This window comes from Mesorhizobium sp. C372A (assembly GCF_030323245.1).
Classification (GTDB): Bacteria; Pseudomonadota; Alphaproteobacteria; order Rhizobiales; family Rhizobiaceae; genus Mesorhizobium.
This window is the reverse complement of sequence record NZ_CP100475.1, coordinates 1,648,942-1,665,379: the sequence shown is the minus strand read 5'-3', so window position 1 is coordinate 1,665,379 and position 16,438 is coordinate 1,648,942. Positions and strand designations below refer to the sequence as shown.

Sequence of the window (16,438 nt, the reverse complement as noted above, 5' to 3'; positions counted from 1 at the left end):
GTCCGGTCGACAATCCCACAGTGTCGCGGCCGTCATGAACCGGCTGTTCGTCAATATCAAGGTCGATCGCGAGGAGCGGCCGGACATTGCCAAATCTGTATAGCCGCCTTGTCATCCATGTGCGAGCAGGCGGGTCCTAATCCCGACGCCAAGCAGTTCTGGGCGGGCCAGCAAGCCCTACGGCAGGCCGGCATCGTTAATGCCTGTTCCTGGCCCGGAACCGTGAAGCTGGAGCCCATCTCCCCATGGGGCAAGCCTCGTTCCGGTTGCGAATCGGAAATCCCGACCCGCGCCATGCCGACCGTCTCCGCGATCGGAACGGATGCGAATCGACTTAACATTGGCCACTGGCATCCGGCCGCAGACCGGCAGACCGGAGCTATGTACCGGCTATCCTGCCCGTGGGGCCGGATCCGTAGGAACCGAGCCGCTGTTGCGACGGCAGGTCAACCGGTGTTTCCGTCCAACGCCGAAGGAAGCGGCGTCGCATCACTGGATGGCGACCGCGGCCCGAACAGCAAATCCTTGGCCGCGACCACCGCTCCGACCGTGATCAGGATGCAAGCAACAGCCACCGACCAGTGAAACACACCAAAGCCTGCCAGCAGAAGCACGATGACCGAGAAGAGGGGCGCGGCATAGGAGAGGGCGCCGAGGATCATGATGTCCCCGTGCTTGCAGCCATAGTCCCAGGCGTAAAAGCCGGCGCCTAGCGGTATTACGCCCAAGATGACGATGGCGCTCCACTGCGTCGCCGTCTGTGGCCAGACGGTGGTCTCAAGGGTGAGGTGCAGCACCAAGGCGACCGCAGCCGTGATGAAGCAGTAACCGACGACCACATCGGTCGGCACCTTGCCAAAGCGGCGCGATAAAACCGAATAGCCGGCCCAGATGAAAGCGCAGAACAGCGCGATGACATGCCCCTTCATCACACCATTGGCCAGTCCGATCGTGCCACCCTTGGTGATCACCACAATGGCGCCGGCAAGGCCGAGCATGACGCCGGCAATGTGATGGGCCCTCAGCTTCTCTCCAGGCAGGAAGGCGGCAAAGACGACGATCAGCAACGGCCAGAGATAGGCGATCAGGCTGACCTCGACCGGCGGCGCCGACTGGATGGCGAAGAAATAGGCGCAGTGGTAGATGCACAGCCCCGCTGTGCCGAGCGCCCAGACCTGCCACGGCTGGCGCAGCGACTTGATCGCCGCCGGACGGACAAGCCAGCTCGACGCGCCGACCAACCCGCCAAGCAGAAACGTCATCGCCGCAAGCTGAAAGGGCGGAATCGGTCCCGCCGCCGTCGAAAGCAGCGCCAGGAAGGACCATGTCAGGATGGCCGAGAAGCCGATCAGGGTCGGGATTGTTTTCTCCATGCGGCTTCCGATCTTCGAGACGCGATTACTCGCATGACGACAGCTATGGAAATTGCCGCCCAAGGCCACGCCCTGTCGGAAATGCGACCTGTTTGCCCCCGCAATGAAAAACCCCGTCCCAGTTCCCGGAACGGGGCTTCAATGCGAAACGATGGCCGACGAGAAGCTTACGTGTTCATCGAATCGAAGAAATCGGCGTTGGTCTTGGTCTGCTTCAGCTTGTCGATCAGGAACTCGATCGCATCCGTGGTTCCCATCGGCGCCAGGATGCGGCGCAGGACGAAGATCTTCTGCAGATCCTGCTTGGAGACCAGCAGGTCTTCCTTGCGAGTGCCGGACTTCAAAATGTCCATGGCCGGGTAGATGCGCTTGTCGGCGACCTTGCGGTCGAGCTGGATTTCGCAGTTGCCGGTGCCCTTGAACTCTTCGAAGATGACTTCGTCCATGCGGCTGCCGGTGTCGATCAGCGCGGTGGCGATGATGGTCAGCGAGCCGCCTTCCTCGATGTTGCGGGCCGCGCCGAAGAAGCGCTTCGGCCGCTGCAGCGCGTTGGCGTCGACACCGCCGGTCAGCACCTTGCCGGAGGACGGCACAACGGTGTTGTAGGCACGGCCGAGGCGGGTGATCGAATCGAGCAGAATAACGACGTCGCGGCCATGCTCGACCAGGCGCTTGGCCTTTTCGATGACCATTTCGGCGACCTGGACGTGGCGCACCGCCGGTTCGTCAAAGGTCGAGGACACGACCTCGCCCTTCACCGAACGCTGCATGTCGGTCACTTCTTCTGGCCGTTCGTCGATCAGAAGTACGATCAGATAGCATTCCGGATGATTGGCCGTGATCGAGTGGGCGATATTCTGCATCAGCACCGTTTTACCGGTACGCGGCTGCGCGTTGATGAGCGCGCGCTGTCCCTTGCCGATCGGCGCCACCAGGTCGATCACCCGCGACGAGATGTCCTTGCCGGTCGGATTGTCGATCTCCATCTTCAGCCGCTTGGTCGGATAGAGCGGCGTCAGATTGTCGAAATGGATCTTGTGACGGATCTTTTCGGGATCGTCGAAATTGATCGTGTTGACCTTGAGAAGGGCGAAATAGCGCTCGCCCTCTTTTGGGCTGCGGATCGGCCCTTCGACGGTATCGCCGGTCTTCAAGGAGAAGCGGCGGATCTGCGAGGGCGAGATGTAGATATCGTCGGGACCCGGCAGATAATTGGCGTTGGCTGAGCGCAGGAAGCCGAAACCGTCCTGCAACAACTCGACCACACCATCGCCGATGATCTCGACGTCCTGGGCGGCCAGTTTCTTCAGGATGGCAAACATCAGTTCCTGCTTGCGCATGACGCTGGCGTTTTCCACTTCGAGCGATTCGGCATAGGCGATCAGCTCTGGCGGCTTCTTGTTCTTGAACTCTGCGAGTTTCATTTCTTGCATAGACGGACTCTGAATCTGCTTTGGGGAAAATATATCGGCTGGATGCGATAAATGCCGGGCGCGGCCGAAAGCAATCAAGGGCGGCGCATGACGGGAAGGAAGACCCGTCTTTTATCGTCGGTCGGGGGAAAGAGCAAGCTGCGTTTTGTCGACCGAAATGGGCCTAGAACGGCTTGACGACAACCAGGATGACGATGGCGATCATCAGCAATGTGGGGATCTCGTTGACGATTCGCCAGTGCCGCGCCGGTTTTTCATTGCGGTCCTCGGCGAATTTCCTGACAGCACCGGCCAGATAGCCATGCACGCCCGACAGCAACAGCACCAAGCCCATCTTGGCGTGCAGCCAGCCGCCGTGAAAGCCAAACACTTTCCAGGCAAGCCAAAGCCCGAACACCCAGGTGACGATCATCGCCGGATTGATGATGCCGCGCAGCAGACGCCGCTCCATCACCTTGAAGGTCTCCGACTGGACGGACCCCTTCTCTGCGTCGGCGTGGTAGACCAGCAATCGCGGCAGATAGAGCATGCCGGCCATCCAGGAGATGACGGCCAGGATATGGATTGCCTTCGCCCAGGGATAGAAACCCTCAGGCGCAAAGAAAAACAAAAGTGCGGTGAGAACAACCAGCACTCCGATGCCGATGGTCATGCGCATCATCGCCCCACGAGTGCTGTTGCCGCCCGTATTATCCGATTGAGCCATCAGCGTGTCGCGCTCCGCACCTGCTTCACCATCGCCTCGACATGCGCCACCGGCGTCTCCGGCGTAATGCCATGGCCGAGATTGAAGATCAGCGGTCCGTCGCCCAGCGCCTTGAGGATCGCATCGACGCCGTCCGACAGGGCTTTGCCGCCAGCCACGAGCCGCAAGGGATCGAGATTGCCCTGGACCGCCCCTGAATGCTGCAGTTCGTTCGCAGCCGACAGGGGCACGGTCCAGTCGATCCCCAGCCCCGTCACCCCGGTCTTCTCACGATAGGTCTCGTAGCGGGCGCCGGCGCCCTTGGGAAAGCCTATGATCGGAACATCGCGATGAACCGCACGAACGTGCCTGACGATCTCCGCCACCGGTTGCACGCAGAACTGCTCGAAAGACGCATCATCAAGCACGCCGGACCAGGAATCGAAAATCTGCACCACGTCGGCACCGGCTTCGATCTGGCGGATCAAATAGGCCGCGGAGTGATCGGCGAGCACTTTCAGGAGATGCTTGAAGGCCGTCGGTTCGCGATAGGCAAACAGCCGCGCCGGCGCTTGGTCGGGTGTGCCGTGGCCAGCGATCATGTAGGTCGCCACCGTCCACGGCGCGCCGCAGAAGCCGATCAGCGTGGTCTCGTCAGGCAATCTTGCCCGCAGCCGGCGAACCGTTTCGTAGACCGGTTCGAGATTCACGTGAAACGTTTCACTGTTGAGAGCCGAAATCTCAGCTGCAGTGATTGGCGTCAGCAGCGGCCCGCGGCCCTCCTCGAAGAGGACATCGCGTCCCAGCGCATGCGGCACGACCAGAATGTCAGAGAACAGGATCGAGGCATCGAAGCCGAAGCGCTCGATCGGCTGCAGCGTCACTTCGACGGCCAGATCAGGATTGTAGCAAAGGTCGAGAAAGGACCCGGCGCGCTTTCTGGTCTCGCGGTACTCCGGCAAATAGCGCCCGGCCTGGCGCATCATCCAGAGCGGCGGCGGAAACACTGCCTCGCCTCTCAGCACGTCCAGCACGATGCGGTTCTCGGGCATTGAGCGCTCTCTTCCCTGCCTTCTCTATAATTAAATAGTCTATTTCTAGAATCTTCTGATTCTAAGAGTCTGTTGGTATCGGTGGTTGTCACCTGTCCCGCTTTGCCCTGGAAAAGGCCAGCCAGCATTTTGTCGCGTGTTTCTTCCGCGGGATTGGCAAAGAGTGTGGATGACCAGGATTCCATCACTGGAGTCAATGGTTTGACGTAGCCGCTGAAAAACCGCCTCTGTGGATGAAGCGCTGGCAAAAACGCCCGTCCCCAGATTTGTCCCCAACCGCACAGTGAAGCTGACAGCGCATCGAATTGTGGACAACTGGCCTTCTGATACAGTCGCCTCCAGCCGGTCGCCTTTGCGGCCCCGGTTTATCCACACAAGCCCACAGCCTGAGGCGCCCCCTGTGAACAAACCCCAGAGCTTCTTTCACCTGCACCTGATTTCCGACGCCACCGGCGAGACGCTGCTGGCGGCCGGCCGAGCCGCCTCGGCGCAATACAAGGATGCGCGCGCCATCGAGCATATCTATCCGCTCATCCGCACCGAAAAGCAGGTGGCGAAAGTCTTCGAGGACATAGAGGAGGAACCGGGCATCATCCTCTACACCGTCGTCGACCAGAAGCTGGCGCGCGGCATTGACGAGCGCTGCGCCACCATGGGGCTACCCTGTGTTTCGGTGCTGGAGCCGGTCCTCACCGTCTTCCAGTCCTATCTCGGCACGCCGGCCGGCCGCCGCGTCGGCGCCCAGCATGTGCTCGACGCCGATTATTTCCACCGTATCGACGCACTCAATTTCACCATGGAGCATGATGACGGCCAGCTGCCGCTCAATATGGACGACGCGGATGTGGTGCTGATCGGCATTTCCAGGACATCGAAGACGCCGACCAGCATCTATCTCGCCAACCGCGGCATCAAGACCGCCAACATCCCGATCGTGCTCGGCGTGCCGGTGCCCGAAAGCCTGGTCGCTGCCACCAAGCCGCTGATCGTCGGGCTGATCGCCACCGCCGAACGCATCTCGCATGTCCGGCAGAACCGCGTGCTCGGCAACAGCAGCACCTACGAAGCGACCGATTATGTCGACCGTGCCTCGATCGCCGAAGAGCTCGCCTATGCCCGCCAGATCTGCACCCGCCACAATTGGCCGATGATAGACGTCAGCCGCCGTTCGATCGAAGAGACCGCGGCAGCCATTGTTGCCCTGCGGGGGAAGAATAGATGATGGGATGGCAACGCGACCTCCTGCCCCAATCGACCACTATCGACCAGGCCCAGAACCCATGACCGAAAAAATCATCCTTGCCTCCGGCAGCCCGTTCCGCAAAGCAATGCTCATCAATGCCGGGCTCGGCATCGAAGCGGTGCCTGCCGATGTCGACGAGCGTGCGCTCGAGGCGCCGTTGCAGGACAGCGGTGTGTCGCCGGAAGATGTCGCCCTGATACTCGCCGAAGCCAAGGCGACCGAGGTCAGCGAACGCAGACCGGGCGCCCTGGTGCTCGGCTGCGACCAGACTTTGTCACTGGAAGATGAAGTGTTCCACAAGCCGGCCGACATGGAAGGCGCCCGCCGCCATCTGTTGGCGCTGTCGGGCAAGACGCATCAGCTGAACAGCGCCGCCGTGCTCTGCCGCAACGGCAAGGTGCTGTGGCGTCACGTCGGCATCGCCAGCCTTACCATGCGCAAGCTCGATCCGGCCTTCATCGGCCGGCATCTGGCCCGCGTCGGCGCCAAGGCGTTGTCGAGCGTCGGCGCCTACCAGATCGAGGGCGAAGGCATCCAGCTGTTCGAAAAGATCGAAGGCGATTATTTCACCATTGTCGGCCTGCCGCTGTTACCGGTGCTGGCGGAATTGCGTGCGCTCGGAGCCATCGATGGTTGAGAAAAAAGCTTTCGTCACCGGCCATCCGATCGCGCATTCGCGCTCGCCGAAGATCCACGGCTATTGGCTGAACACATACGGCATCGACGGCAGCTATCATGCGATCGATGTCGCGCCGGCCGATTTTCCCGAGTTCCTCTCTTCCCTCCCGGCCAATGGCTATCAGGGCGGCAACGTCACCATTCCACACAAGGAAGTCGCCTTTGCCCGGGTCGAGCGCCGCGACGAGGCGGCGGAGATGATCGGCGCGGTCAACATGCTGTGGCTGGACGACGGCGTGCTGTGGGGCGGCAATTCGGACTGGATCGGCTTTGCCGGCAATCTCGACGAGCATGCCCCGGGCTGGGAGAGAAACGCTCCGGCCGTGGTGCTCGGCGCCGGTGGCGCGTCGCGCGCGGTCATCCACGCGCTTAAAGTGCGCGGCATCAAAGATATCCGCATCGTCAACCGCACATTGGCGCGGGCGCAGGAACTCGCCGACCGCTTCGGGGCCGGCGTCTCGGCGCATGGCGCGGTCGGCGACTTGCTTGGCGATGCCGGCTTGCTGATCAACACGACGGCACTTGGCATGCATGGCGATGCGACGCTGGCCGCCGATCCGGCCGGCCTGCCAGCTCACGCCATTGTCGCAGACATCGTCTATGTGCCGCTGGAAACACCGCTGCTTGCCGCTGCCCGCGCGAGAAATTTGAAGACGGTCGACGGGCTCGGCATGCTGTTGCACCAGGCTGTGCCCGGTTTCGAACGCTGGTTCGGCAAGATGCCGCAGGTCACTGCCGAACTGCGGCAGATGATCGTCGCCGACATCCTCGCCAAATGATGGGTTGCAAATGATGGGCGCCAAATGATGATCGTGCTTGGCCTCACCGGATCGATCGGCATGGGCAAGTCGACCACGGCGAAGATGTTCGTCGACGCCGGCGTGCCGGTGCATGATTCCGACGAGACCGTGCATCGCCTCTATGCCGGCAAGGCAGCACCTCTCGTCGAGGCGGCCTTTCCCGGCACCGTGATTGCCGGTTCGGTCGACCGGACCGAGTTGGCGCGCCGCGTGATCGGCAACGCCGCCGCGCTGAAGACATTGGAGGCGATCGTTCATCCGCTGGTGCGGGCCGATGCCGACGCCTTTCTGGCAAGGCACCGCGCCGCCGCCGCGCCGCTCGTCGTGCTCGACATACCGCTGCTGTTCGAAACCGGCGGCCGCAACCGTGTCGACAAGGTCGTTGTCGTGACCGCGCCGGCCGATATCCAGCGCGCCCGCGTGCTGGCGCGTCCTGATATGAGCGAGGAAAAGCTGGCGGCCATCCTGGCCAAGCAGGTGCCCGATGCCGAAAAACGCCGGCAGGCCGATTTCGTCATCGACACCGGTGAAGGCATGGACGCCGCCCGCGCCGCGGTCGGCGCGATCATTGCCGAGCTCTCAGGACGCTGAGCTTGCCTGCTAACTCCTGGGGGATAAGTCGCGCCCATCAGGCTCCTGACGGCAGGCTGTCGGCATTGCCCATTGCCATTTTGTTCCGCTCCATGATTCTACTCCTCCAGGAGTGGGTTGATTCTATGCGTGAGATCATTTTCGATACCGAAACCACCGGACTCGACATGCGCGACGACCGCATCATCGAGCTTGGTGGCGTCGAGCTGGTCAACCGCTTCCCGACCGGCCGCACCTTCCACAAATTCATCAATCCGCAGGGGCGCGCCGTCCATGTCGAGGCGCAAGCCGTGCACGGCATCAGCGCCGCCGACCTCGTCGGCAAGCCGACCTTTGCCGAAATCGCCGAGGAATGGCTCGCCTTCACCGACGGCGCCAAGCTCGTCGCCCACAACGCCAATTTCGACATCGGCTTCCTCAACACGGAATTCGGGCGGCTCGGCCAGCCGGCCATAGACACCGGGCGCGTCGTCGACACGCTGGCGCTGGCGCGGCGCAAGCACCCTATGGGACCCAATTCGCTCGACGCGCTCTGCCGCCGCTACGGCATCGACAACGGCCACCGCACCAAGCACGGCGCGCTGCTCGATTCCGAGCTCCTGGCCGAAGTCTACATCGAACTCATCGGCGGCAAGCAGGCCGCACTTGTCCTCGACGCCGTCGTGGTGCAGCTCAACAGCAATGGCGACGTTGCCGATATCGACATCTCGATCGCCGCCAGGCCAATCGCCCTGCCGCCGCGCCTGACCGAGGGCGAGCGAGCGGCGCATGCGGGGCTGGTGGCGACGCTCGGTGAAAAGGCGCTGTGGCTGAAGGTGGCGGCGGGGTGAACGGATCGCGGAGGTAGCGTTCCGTCACACCCCTCTCTGGCCTGCCGGCCATCTCCCCCTCAAGGGGGGAGATCAGCAGCTTCGCCGCTCCAGCCCATTCCTGCAACGTCTAAAGTTGGCGAAGGTCGCGATGACGGCCAATCTCCCCCCTTGAGGGGGAGATGCCTGGCAAGGCAGAGGGGGGTGCTGTCCCGCCAGCATCTCAGTATACTAAAAGCCCGGCACGAAGCCGGGCTTTCAACTCATGCGCGTGACGCTTGCCTTCAGCTCACCTTGACCTTCGATGCCGCCTGGTCCTCGGCCAGCTTCTGCTGGAACATCTGTGCAAAATCGATCGGGTCGAGCATCAACGGCGGGAAGCCGCCATTGCGGGTGGCTTCGGCGATGATCTGGCGGGCGAACGGGAACAAAAGCCGCGGGCATTCGATGAACAGGATCGGCAGCATGTGCTCCTGCGGGAAGCCGGCGATGGCGAAGACGCCGCCATAGACCAGTTCGACATTGAACAGCACTTCCTGGTCGAAGGACGCCTTGGCGTTCAAGGTCAGATTGACGTCGAACTGCTTGTCGGAGAGCGGGTTGGCATTGACATTGACGTTGATCGCAATGCCTGGGGCCTTGTCGCGGCCGCGCAGCGAGTTCGGCGCGCCGGGGCTTTCGAAGGACAGGTCCTTCACATACTGGGCAAGCACGTTGAGCGACGGCTGCGCCGTTTCGCCGTTGCCGTTGGCGGCGCCGACCGGCGCGTCATCTTTGCTGGCCATGAGCCTTGTTCCTTTTGCCTGGACAGCAGCGCTGACCGAATTGAAATCGGGCGTTGGCTAGCATGGTCGGCAAGACAAGACAAGGTTTGCCGCCTTCAGGCCGAAAGGGGTCAATAGTCAGTCGTTGGCAAGGTGACGTTCAGTCGTCCTTCAGGCGGCGCCACGGCGAGTTATGGTCGGGACCGCGCTTGAAATCGTCCTCGCGCGAATAGTCGCGGTCGTCGAGGTCGATGACCTTGTCGCGCGACCTGCCGCGAAAACCGCCGGCGGTGAAATCGGTCGCGACGACGATGCGGCCCTTGAGCCTGCGCCAGGCAAGGTCGCGCACCGGCGGCAGGAACAGCAGCAGGCCGACAATATCGGTAATGAAGCCGGGGATGATCAACAGGATGGCGGCGACCACGATCATGGCGCCATGCGCGAGCTGGCGGCTGGGGTCGCCGCCGCCGGCCATCTCGGCGCGGACCCGCGCCATGACACCAAAACCCTGGTGCCGGAGCAGAAGCACGCCGGCAATGCTTGAAGCCAGCACCAGACCGACCGTCGCCAGCGCCCCGACCTCGCGGCCGACAATGACGAAACCGGCGATTTCCAGCAGCGGCAGCGCAAGCAGGAACAGAGGACGGAAGGAAATGCGCAAATCTTGACCGATCGTTTCCATGTTTGCCGGGCGGCGCATAATCGCCGCTGGCACTGAGGCCGTTAGATAGGTATGCCTGCCTTTGATTTGAATGATTGCGCCATGCGTTCTATATGCTTTGCATGTTTAACGCCATGCGACCGCCGCCCGGATTGGCTGGCGGTCCCGGCCAGGTCAGGGATTGATTGGCGAAAGATATGGGATTCTTCGACTTCGGCACCATTTTCTTTCTGATTGCGGCGGTGGTGATCTTTTTCCAGCTGCGCAACGTGCTTGGCCGCCGCACGGGCAGCGAGCGCCCGCCCTTCGATCCGTACACGGCCAGCCGCACCGAGAAGGACGCGACCCAGAAGCCCGAAAATGTGGTTTCGCTGCCACGCAAGCGCATGCCGGGCGAGACGGCTGCCGAGACCTACGCGGCCATCGATGCCTTCGCCAAGCCCGACACCGACCTCAACAAGGGCCTGCGCGCGATCAAGGACAATGATCCCTCCTTCGACCCCAAAGTCTTCGTCGACGGCGCCAAGATGGCCTACGAGATGATTGTCATGGCCTATGCCGATGGCGACCGAAAAACGCTGAAGAACCTGTTGTCGCGCGAGGTTTTTGACGGCTTCGTTGCCGCGATTGGCGACCGCGAGGCGAAAGCCGAAAAGATCCAGTCCTCCTTCGTCGGCATCGACAAGGCCGACATCGTCTCGGCCGAGATGAAGGGCGGCGAGGCCCACATCACGCTGCGTATCGTGAGCGAACTGATTTCGGCGACCCGCGACAAGGCGGGTGCGGTCATCGATGGCGATCCCGAGACGGTGGCCGAGGTCAAGGATGTCTGGACCTTCGCCCGCGACACACGCTCGCGAGATCCGAACTGGAAGCTGGTCGCCACCGAGGAAGAAGACTGAGCCTATGCATGTCGCCCGGTGCGGGCAGCTTTTTTGGGATAGCGACATGCAGGCAAACATGGGCAGTGGCGAGGCTGAGGTGTCGCTCTCGCCGCTTTTCGTGGAAAAGTCCTTCGATGATCTTCCCGGTTGGAATTCCGATGACCATCTGCCCGCTTTCGAAGCCTTCCGCCGTTCGGCCTTTCATGTCCTGAACAAGCCCTACCGCACCGGTTCGTTGGGCGTCCGGTTCGACGCGTTTGCCGGCGCTTATGACGAGGCGCGCACCGTTTCGCCGGCGAATCGGTCGGCGGCCAAGGCTTTTTTCGAGCGCCATTTCGCCCCAGTCCAGATTCGATCCGAAAACCTCGGCCTGGTCACCGGCTTCTACGAGCCCGAGGCCGAGGCCTCACCAGTGCGCACGGATGAATTCACGGTGCCGCTTCTGGCGCGGCCGGCCGATCTCGTCGACATCGACGACGCCAACCGTCCCAAGGGCATGGACGACTATCTGGCCTTCGCCCGCAGCACGCCGCAGGGCCCGGTTGAATATTTCGACCGCGGTGAGATCGAGCGCGGCGCGCTGGCCGGCCAAGGCCTGGAAATCGCCTGGCTTGCCGACAAGGTCGACGTCTTCTTCATCCATGTGCAAGGTGCGGCCAGGCTGAAAATGACGGACGGCCGGCTTTGCCGCGTCACCTATGCCGCCAAATCCGGCCAGCGTTTCAGCGGTCCGGGGAAGATTCTCGCCGAACTCGGCGAAATCCCACTGGAAAAAGTGACGATGCAGTCTATCCGCGCCTGGTTCAGGGCGCATCCGGATCGCGTCGACGAGATCCTCTGGCAGAACCGCTCCTACATCTTCTTTCGCGAAGCCGATGTCGACGATGCCGCACTCGGTCCTATCGCCGCCGCCAAGGTGCCGTTGACGCCGGGCCGTTCGCTCGCGGTCGACCGGCTGCTGCACACATTCGGTACCCCCTTCTACATCGACACTCCGTCGCTGACCGCCTTCGACGGAAAACCGTTCCGGCGGCTGATGATTGCGCAGGACACCGGCTCGGCCATCATCGGACCGGCGCGGGGCGATCTGTTCGCCGGCTCCGGCGATGCGGCCGGCGAGATCGCCGGCGTCGTTCGCAATGCGGCCGATTTCTATGCCTTGGTTCCACGCGCTCTCGTTTCGGAATCGAATCGATGAGCAAGCGCCCCGATAAACTCAACGAAGACGACCGGGTGCTGTGGAACCTGGTGGCGCGCACCGCCCGACCGCTGAAGGGCCGGACCGCGGTCGAGATTCCCGACATCGTCGTAGACCCTAGGCCGGCACAGACGCCGGTCGCTGTCGGTCCGGTCCTCGCCGCCAAGCCGAAGGCGCAGCATGTATCGCACGCGCTGGACGAGCCGACATTGGACAAGCTGAAGAAGGGCCGGCTGCCGATCGAAGGCCGCGTCGATCTGCATGGCATGACCCAGGACGAGGCCTATTCGCTGCTGTTTTCGTTCCTGCACCGGGCCCATGCCGGCGGCATCCGCTATGTCCTCGTCATTACGGGAAAAGGGTCGTCGTCGGGCGGCGACGGCGTCTTGCGGCGCGCCGTGCCTGCCTGGCTGTCGACGCCTGCCTTCCGGCCGCTGGTCTCCAGCCACGATCACGCCGCCCGCAACCACGGCGGTTCGGGCGCGCTCTACGTTCGGCTCAGGCGAACCCGCTGATGACGCCCTTCGGCGAAAAACTGCGGGCGCTTCGAGCCGAGCGCGGCTTGCGCCAGAAGGACATGGCGCAGGCGATCGGAGTCAGCGCCGCCTATTTGTCGGCGCTGGAACATGGCCGCCGCGGCGCGCCGACCTGGACGCTGATCCAGAAGATCATCGGCTATTTCAACGTCATCTGGGACGATGCCGAAGAGCTGGCGCGTCTGGCCGAGGCCTCACATCCGCGGGTGAGACTCGATACGTCCGGCCTCAGTCCTGCCGCCACCGAGTTGGCCAATCTCCTGGCCGAAAACATCGAGAAGCTGGACGAAGCCGAGCTTGCCCGCATCACCGCGTCGATCCGGGCCGCACTGGAGCGGCGAGAGTAATCCGGTAAGCGATGCCAAGGCGCAAGGTTTGCTTGCGCTGTTCCTGAAAGCGATGCCCGCCGGCCGATAGCCAGCGGGCATATGTCACGATTACTTCGCGCCGGCCTGGCCGCCACGGCCGCCAGTGCTGTCATGATCGCCGCCGCGGCCACCGCCCAGGCAGTCCGAGTTGAGCTCGCAACAGCGATTGCCCCAGTTGTTGGTCTTGGCGCAACCGGTCTGATCGGCCATGGCGGATCCGGCCAAGGAAGACACCGCAACAACGGCGAGGAAGGCATTACGAAGGAAAGCAGTCATTTGAAGTCTCCATGTTTGGGTGGTTGGGTTCTGGTTACGGCTGTGTGTCGCCGCTGGAGACGGTTTGGTTCACGCAGGTAGCGAAATTTTTTGAGGAGGCGTTTCGAGAGATAAGATTTCGAGGGCAGCGCTGCCCTCATCCGCCTGCCGGCGACTATTTTGCAACGTTGACGATTGGCGAACCGATGGCAGCATCTTTCGCCCCGTCACTATACAGGGAGAAATGCCCGGCAGGGCAATGAGGGGCAGCGCCGACTTGCGGTTATCTCGTGAAAGTTATTAGCCGCGGGCTTCCGACGAAGCTGTTCGCAGCGACGCGCTCACATGCATCGTCTTTATTTACTGGACCGCGCCGACCAGCACCTGCTGGCCGCCGCGGATCGAGACCCAGCGGCCGGTGTTGTCGATGGCCTGCCGCTTGAGGAAGCGATAGCCGGTGGCGTCCCAGATCTTCACCTTGTCGGTCAGATTGTCGAGGACGTAGTCGCCCTTGTCGGTGCGCACGGTCAGCACGGCATGGCCTTCGCCGTCCGGCTTGCGCACGACGGTGATCAAGAGATCGGCCAGCGACACGCCAGAGCGCGAGAGCTGGCGGCGCTTTTCCAGCACATAGTCTTCGCAATCGCCGACGCCCTTGTCGGGATAGGCCCAGACCTCGTCCTTGCCATAGATGTCGTAGTCGCTCATCGGCTTGACGGCGGCGTTGACCCTTGACGTCACGTTGATCAGCTTGCGCATGAAGGCGTCGGTCATCGCGGCGGGGTTGAGGTTGCTCGGCCGGATCGAGCATTCGCCGGGCTGGGTTTTACAGAAATCATAGTGGCCGATCGGCTGCGAGGTCATGCCGCCCGTCGCCATGGCGCCGCCTGCAAGTGCCGGCACTGCCCAGCACGCAGAGATCGCCAGCCCTGCTGCCGCCCACAAGCGCAGCGTCCGTGCCATCGGTGAGGAAGTCATTGTCCCCGTTCGCCCTTGTTCTTAACGAAAGGTTAAAGGGGATTTACACTCCGTGTCAATTATAAGGGGAGCCAAAATCTTCGGCATGGTTACCCGCGCCCGCCCAACAGCGTCTATTGTGCAACAGAACGCCGGTGGCGCGCAAAATCGCCCCGCTTTTGTGGGCAATGCACGCTGCAGCCGGATCGAGCCTCAGCTTTTGGCGGAGCGGACCAGCCTTGGTTTCACCGCAACCCGGTTCTGGCGGCCGTAGCTGGTGATGAAATCGACGATGCGCGGCACGATTTCCGAGCGGAATCGCGACCCGTTGAAGACGCCGTAGTGGCCGACGGCCGGCTGCATGTAATGCGCATGCCGGTCAGCCGGGATGTTGGGGCAGAGATCGTGGGCGGCCTGGGTCTGGCCGAGACCGGAAATGTCGTCGTTCTCGCCTTCGACCGTGAACAGCGCGACATTGCGGATCGCCTTGGTGTCGACCACCTCGCCGCGATGCGTCATCTCGCCCTTGGGCAGCGCATGGCGCACGAACACCGTGTCGACGGTCTGCAGATAGAATTCCGCCGTCAGGTCCATCACCGCCAGATATTCGTCGTAGAAATCGCGGTGCTTCTCGGCATTGTCGCCGTCATGCTTGACCAGATGCATGAAGAAGTCCTTGTGGGCGGTGATGTGGCGGTCGAGGTTCATGCTCATGAAGCCCGACAGCTGCAGGAACCCCGGATAGACCTCGCGGCCGAAGCCCGGCACCGGCCATGGCGCATGCATGATGACGTTGTCGCGGAACCAGTCGATGCCCTTTTCCTTGGCCAGAAGATTGACCGCGGTCGGGTTGCGGCGTGTGTCGATCGGCCCGCCCATCAGGGTCATGGTCGAGGGCACGAAGGGATCGCCGCGCTTTTCCATCAGCGCCACCGCTGCCAGCACCGGCACCGAAGGCTGGCACACCGCCATCACATGGGTGTCCGGCCCCAGCGCATGCAGCATGTCGATGATGTAGTCGATATAATCGTCGAGGTCAAAATGGCCGTCGGTCACCGGTACCATGCGGGCATCGACCCAGTCGGTGATGTGCACGTCGGCATAGGGCAGCATCGCCTCGACCGTGCCGCGCAGCAGCGTCGCATAATGGCCCGACATCGGCGCCACGATGAGAAGCTTGGGGTCGGCCTTTCGCCCGGCGGGCACCGACCGCTCGAAGCGGGTAAGATTGCAGAACGGCTTCGACCACACCGTCTTTTCGCTGACCTCGACGCTCTTCCAGTCGACCACGGTCTTGCTCAGGCCGAAATGCGGCTTGCTGTAGCGGCGCGTCGTGCGCTCGAACAGTTCGGCGGTGGCGGCGACCGAGCGGCCCCACGGCGTATGCGAAAACGGATTGAGCGGGTTGGTGTAGAACAGCCGCACCGCATCGGCATAAAGCCGCGCGGGCTGCAAGGCGGCATGGTTCATTTCGTAGAGCTGGTAGAACATCAGGTACTCCGCAGCTGCCGTGACCGAAGGGACGACGGACAGCGCCGAGCCTTGAATGTCTCGCGCGGAGGTTAACAAGATATTGCTGCGATGCAATACGTCACGTGGCGTGACATATGCCAATCTTTCGTCCAAGGCCTTGAGAAACCGCGTTGGGCGGGTGCAGCCGGCTCAATGTGCACTGCAAAATGCAAGGCTGTTGGACAACGGGGCAGGATGTGTCCGGCCCGATCGGGCCGGACTTGGACAGATCTAGACGCGCGCCATGCACACCGAGGTATGGCCGGAGCCGATGAAGCCGAGTTGGCCGGCGGCGCCCTTGGACAGATCGAGCACGCGCCCTTTGATGAACGGGCCGCGGTCGTTGATGCGCACGATGACGCTGCGGCCATTATTCTGGTTGGTCACTTTCAACTTGGTGCCGAAAGGCAGGCTGCGGTGCGCGGCGGTCAGCGCCGACGGGTTCATGCGTTCGCCATTGGCGGTCCTGGAATGCAGTGCGTACCAGGAGGCGCGGCCGCACTGGCCGGCGGCGGAGGAGGCGGACGCACCGACCATTAGGCCAGCCGCGACCGTTACCGCGACAAGCGCGGTCTGGTTTGTTTTCTTCATGTTGGGGGGATTGGCTCCGTTTTCGACAGACCCCAGCCGTTAAGTGTC

Annotated in this window: 19 protein-coding genes and 1 pseudogene; 10 read left to right on the top strand and 10 right to left on the bottom strand. The window is 62.5% G+C overall.

Annotated features, from left to right (window positions below):
• Positions 1-10 precede the first annotated feature (10 nt).
• Positions 11-189 (top strand): annotated as a pseudogene (locus tag NLY42_RS07810) (DUF255 domain-containing protein); the annotation flags it as partial.
• A gap of 257 nt (positions 190-446) precedes the next feature.
• Here the strand turns inward: NLY42_RS07810 and yddG are convergent.
• The 4 genes from yddG to hemE form a co-directional block, all read right to left on the bottom strand.
• Positions 447-1,373, bottom strand: a complete 927-nt coding sequence (gene yddG / locus NLY42_RS07805) for an aromatic amino acid exporter YddG (protein ID WP_023755915.1) — start codon at positions 1,371-1,373, stop codon at positions 447-449.
• Between the two features lie 167 nt (positions 1,374-1,540).
• On the bottom strand, positions 1,541-2,806 hold the full coding sequence (gene rho, locus NLY42_RS07800; protein ID WP_023672113.1) for a transcription termination factor Rho: 1,266 nt from the start codon (positions 2,804-2,806) through the stop codon (positions 1,541-1,543).
• A 163-nt stretch (positions 2,807-2,969) separates the two neighbouring features.
• Positions 2,970-3,512 (bottom strand): protoporphyrinogen oxidase HemJ, encoded by a 543-nt coding sequence (gene hemJ, locus NLY42_RS07795; protein ID WP_023692917.1) that lies wholly within the window; start codon positions 3,510-3,512, stop codon positions 2,970-2,972.
• Positions 3,512-4,543: a uroporphyrinogen decarboxylase gene (gene hemE, locus NLY42_RS07790; RefSeq protein ID WP_023755916.1), complete on the bottom strand. Its 1,032-nt coding sequence runs from the start codon at positions 4,541-4,543 to the stop codon at positions 3,512-3,514. Before hemE ends, hemJ begins: the two co-directional genes overlap by 1 nt.
• A gap of 283 nt (positions 4,544-4,826) precedes the next feature.
• On the opposite strand from hemE, the gene NLY42_RS07785 reads away from it, so the two are divergent.
• The 5 genes from NLY42_RS07785 (at position 4,827) to dnaQ (ending at position 8,685) form a co-directional block, all read left to right on the top strand.
• Positions 4,827-5,765, top strand: a complete 939-nt coding sequence (locus NLY42_RS07785; protein WP_460222828.1) for a pyruvate, water dikinase regulatory protein — start codon at positions 4,827-4,829, stop codon at positions 5,763-5,765.
• A 58-nt stretch (positions 5,766-5,823) separates the two neighbouring features.
• Entirely contained in the window at positions 5,824-6,423 is a 600-nt protein-coding gene (locus NLY42_RS07780) for a Maf-like protein (RefSeq protein WP_023706939.1), read from the top strand.
• Positions 6,416-7,243, top strand: a complete 828-nt coding sequence (locus NLY42_RS07775) for a shikimate dehydrogenase (RefSeq protein WP_023706940.1) — start codon at positions 6,416-6,418, stop codon at positions 7,241-7,243. The genes NLY42_RS07780 and NLY42_RS07775 overlap by 8 nt, the downstream gene beginning before the upstream one ends.
• Before the next feature lie 27 nt (positions 7,244-7,270).
• Entirely contained in the window at positions 7,271-7,855 is a 585-nt protein-coding gene (gene coaE, locus NLY42_RS07770; RefSeq protein WP_031196671.1) for a dephospho-CoA kinase, read from the top strand.
• Positions 7,856-7,980: 125 nt separating this feature from the next.
• The gene (gene dnaQ, locus NLY42_RS07765; RefSeq protein WP_023672106.1) at positions 7,981-8,685 is read left to right on the top strand and encodes a DNA polymerase III subunit epsilon; all 705 of its coding nucleotides are present in this window, start codon (positions 7,981-7,983) and stop codon (positions 8,683-8,685) included.
• 263 nt (positions 8,686-8,948) lie between these two features.
• On the opposite strand, the gene secB is transcribed toward dnaQ, so the two are convergent.
• Both secB and NLY42_RS07755 read right to left on the bottom strand, forming a co-directional pair.
• The gene (gene secB, locus NLY42_RS07760; protein ID WP_023672105.1) at positions 8,949-9,449 is read right to left on the bottom strand and encodes a protein-export chaperone SecB; all 501 of its coding nucleotides are present in this window, start codon (positions 9,447-9,449) and stop codon (positions 8,949-8,951) included.
• 139 nt (positions 9,450-9,588) lie between these two features.
• Positions 9,589-10,089, bottom strand: coding sequence for an FxsA family protein (locus NLY42_RS07755; RefSeq protein WP_023706941.1), 501 nt, complete (start codon positions 10,087-10,089; stop codon positions 9,589-9,591).
• 197 nt (positions 10,090-10,286) lie between these two features.
• Between NLY42_RS07755 and NLY42_RS07750 the strand changes: the two genes are divergently transcribed.
• The 4 genes from NLY42_RS07750 to NLY42_RS07735 all read left to right on the top strand — a co-directional run bounded on the left by NLY42_RS07750 (position 10,287) and on the right by NLY42_RS07735 (position 13,054).
• On the top strand, positions 10,287-10,991 hold the full coding sequence (locus tag NLY42_RS07750) for a Tim44/TimA family putative adaptor protein (RefSeq protein ID WP_023672103.1): 705 nt from the start codon (positions 10,287-10,289) through the stop codon (positions 10,989-10,991).
• 79 nt (positions 10,992-11,070) lie between these two features.
• Positions 11,071-12,171 carry a murein transglycosylase A gene (gene mltA / locus NLY42_RS07745; RefSeq protein WP_023710323.1) on the top strand — a complete coding sequence of 367 codons (1,101 nt, stop codon included), beginning with the start codon at positions 11,071-11,073 and terminating at the stop codon, positions 12,169-12,171.
• Entirely contained in the window at positions 12,168-12,686 is a 519-nt protein-coding gene (locus tag NLY42_RS07740) for a Smr/MutS family protein (RefSeq protein WP_023710324.1), read from the top strand. The genes mltA and NLY42_RS07740 overlap by 4 nt, the downstream gene beginning before the upstream one ends.
• The gene (locus NLY42_RS07735; protein ID WP_023687588.1) at positions 12,686-13,054 is read left to right on the top strand and encodes a helix-turn-helix domain-containing protein; all 369 of its coding nucleotides are present in this window, start codon (positions 12,686-12,688) and stop codon (positions 13,052-13,054) included. Before NLY42_RS07740 ends, NLY42_RS07735 begins: the two co-directional genes overlap by 1 nt.
• 90 nt (positions 13,055-13,144) lie before the next feature.
• Here the strand turns inward: NLY42_RS07735 and NLY42_RS07730 are convergent, their stop codons facing one another.
• The 4 genes from NLY42_RS07730 to NLY42_RS07715 form a co-directional block, all read right to left on the bottom strand.
• Entirely contained in the window at positions 13,145-13,351 is a 207-nt protein-coding gene (locus NLY42_RS07730) for a hypothetical protein (RefSeq protein WP_023710325.1), read from the bottom strand.
• 339 nt (positions 13,352-13,690) lie between these two features.
• Complete coding sequence (locus NLY42_RS07725; RefSeq protein WP_023672098.1) at positions 13,691-14,308, bottom strand: transglutaminase-like cysteine peptidase; 618 nt, start codon at positions 14,306-14,308, stop codon at positions 13,691-13,693.
• Positions 14,309-14,500: 192 nt separating this feature from the next.
• Complete coding sequence (locus NLY42_RS07720) at positions 14,501-15,778, bottom strand: polyhydroxyalkanoate depolymerase (RefSeq protein ID WP_023710326.1); 1,278 nt, start codon at positions 15,776-15,778, stop codon at positions 14,501-14,503.
• 252 nt (positions 15,779-16,030) lie between these two features.
• A complete protein-coding gene (locus NLY42_RS07715; protein ID WP_023710327.1) occupies positions 16,031-16,390 on the bottom strand; it encodes a septal ring lytic transglycosylase RlpA family protein in 360 nt (119 codons plus the stop codon).
• Positions 16,391-16,438: the final 48 nt, after the last annotated feature.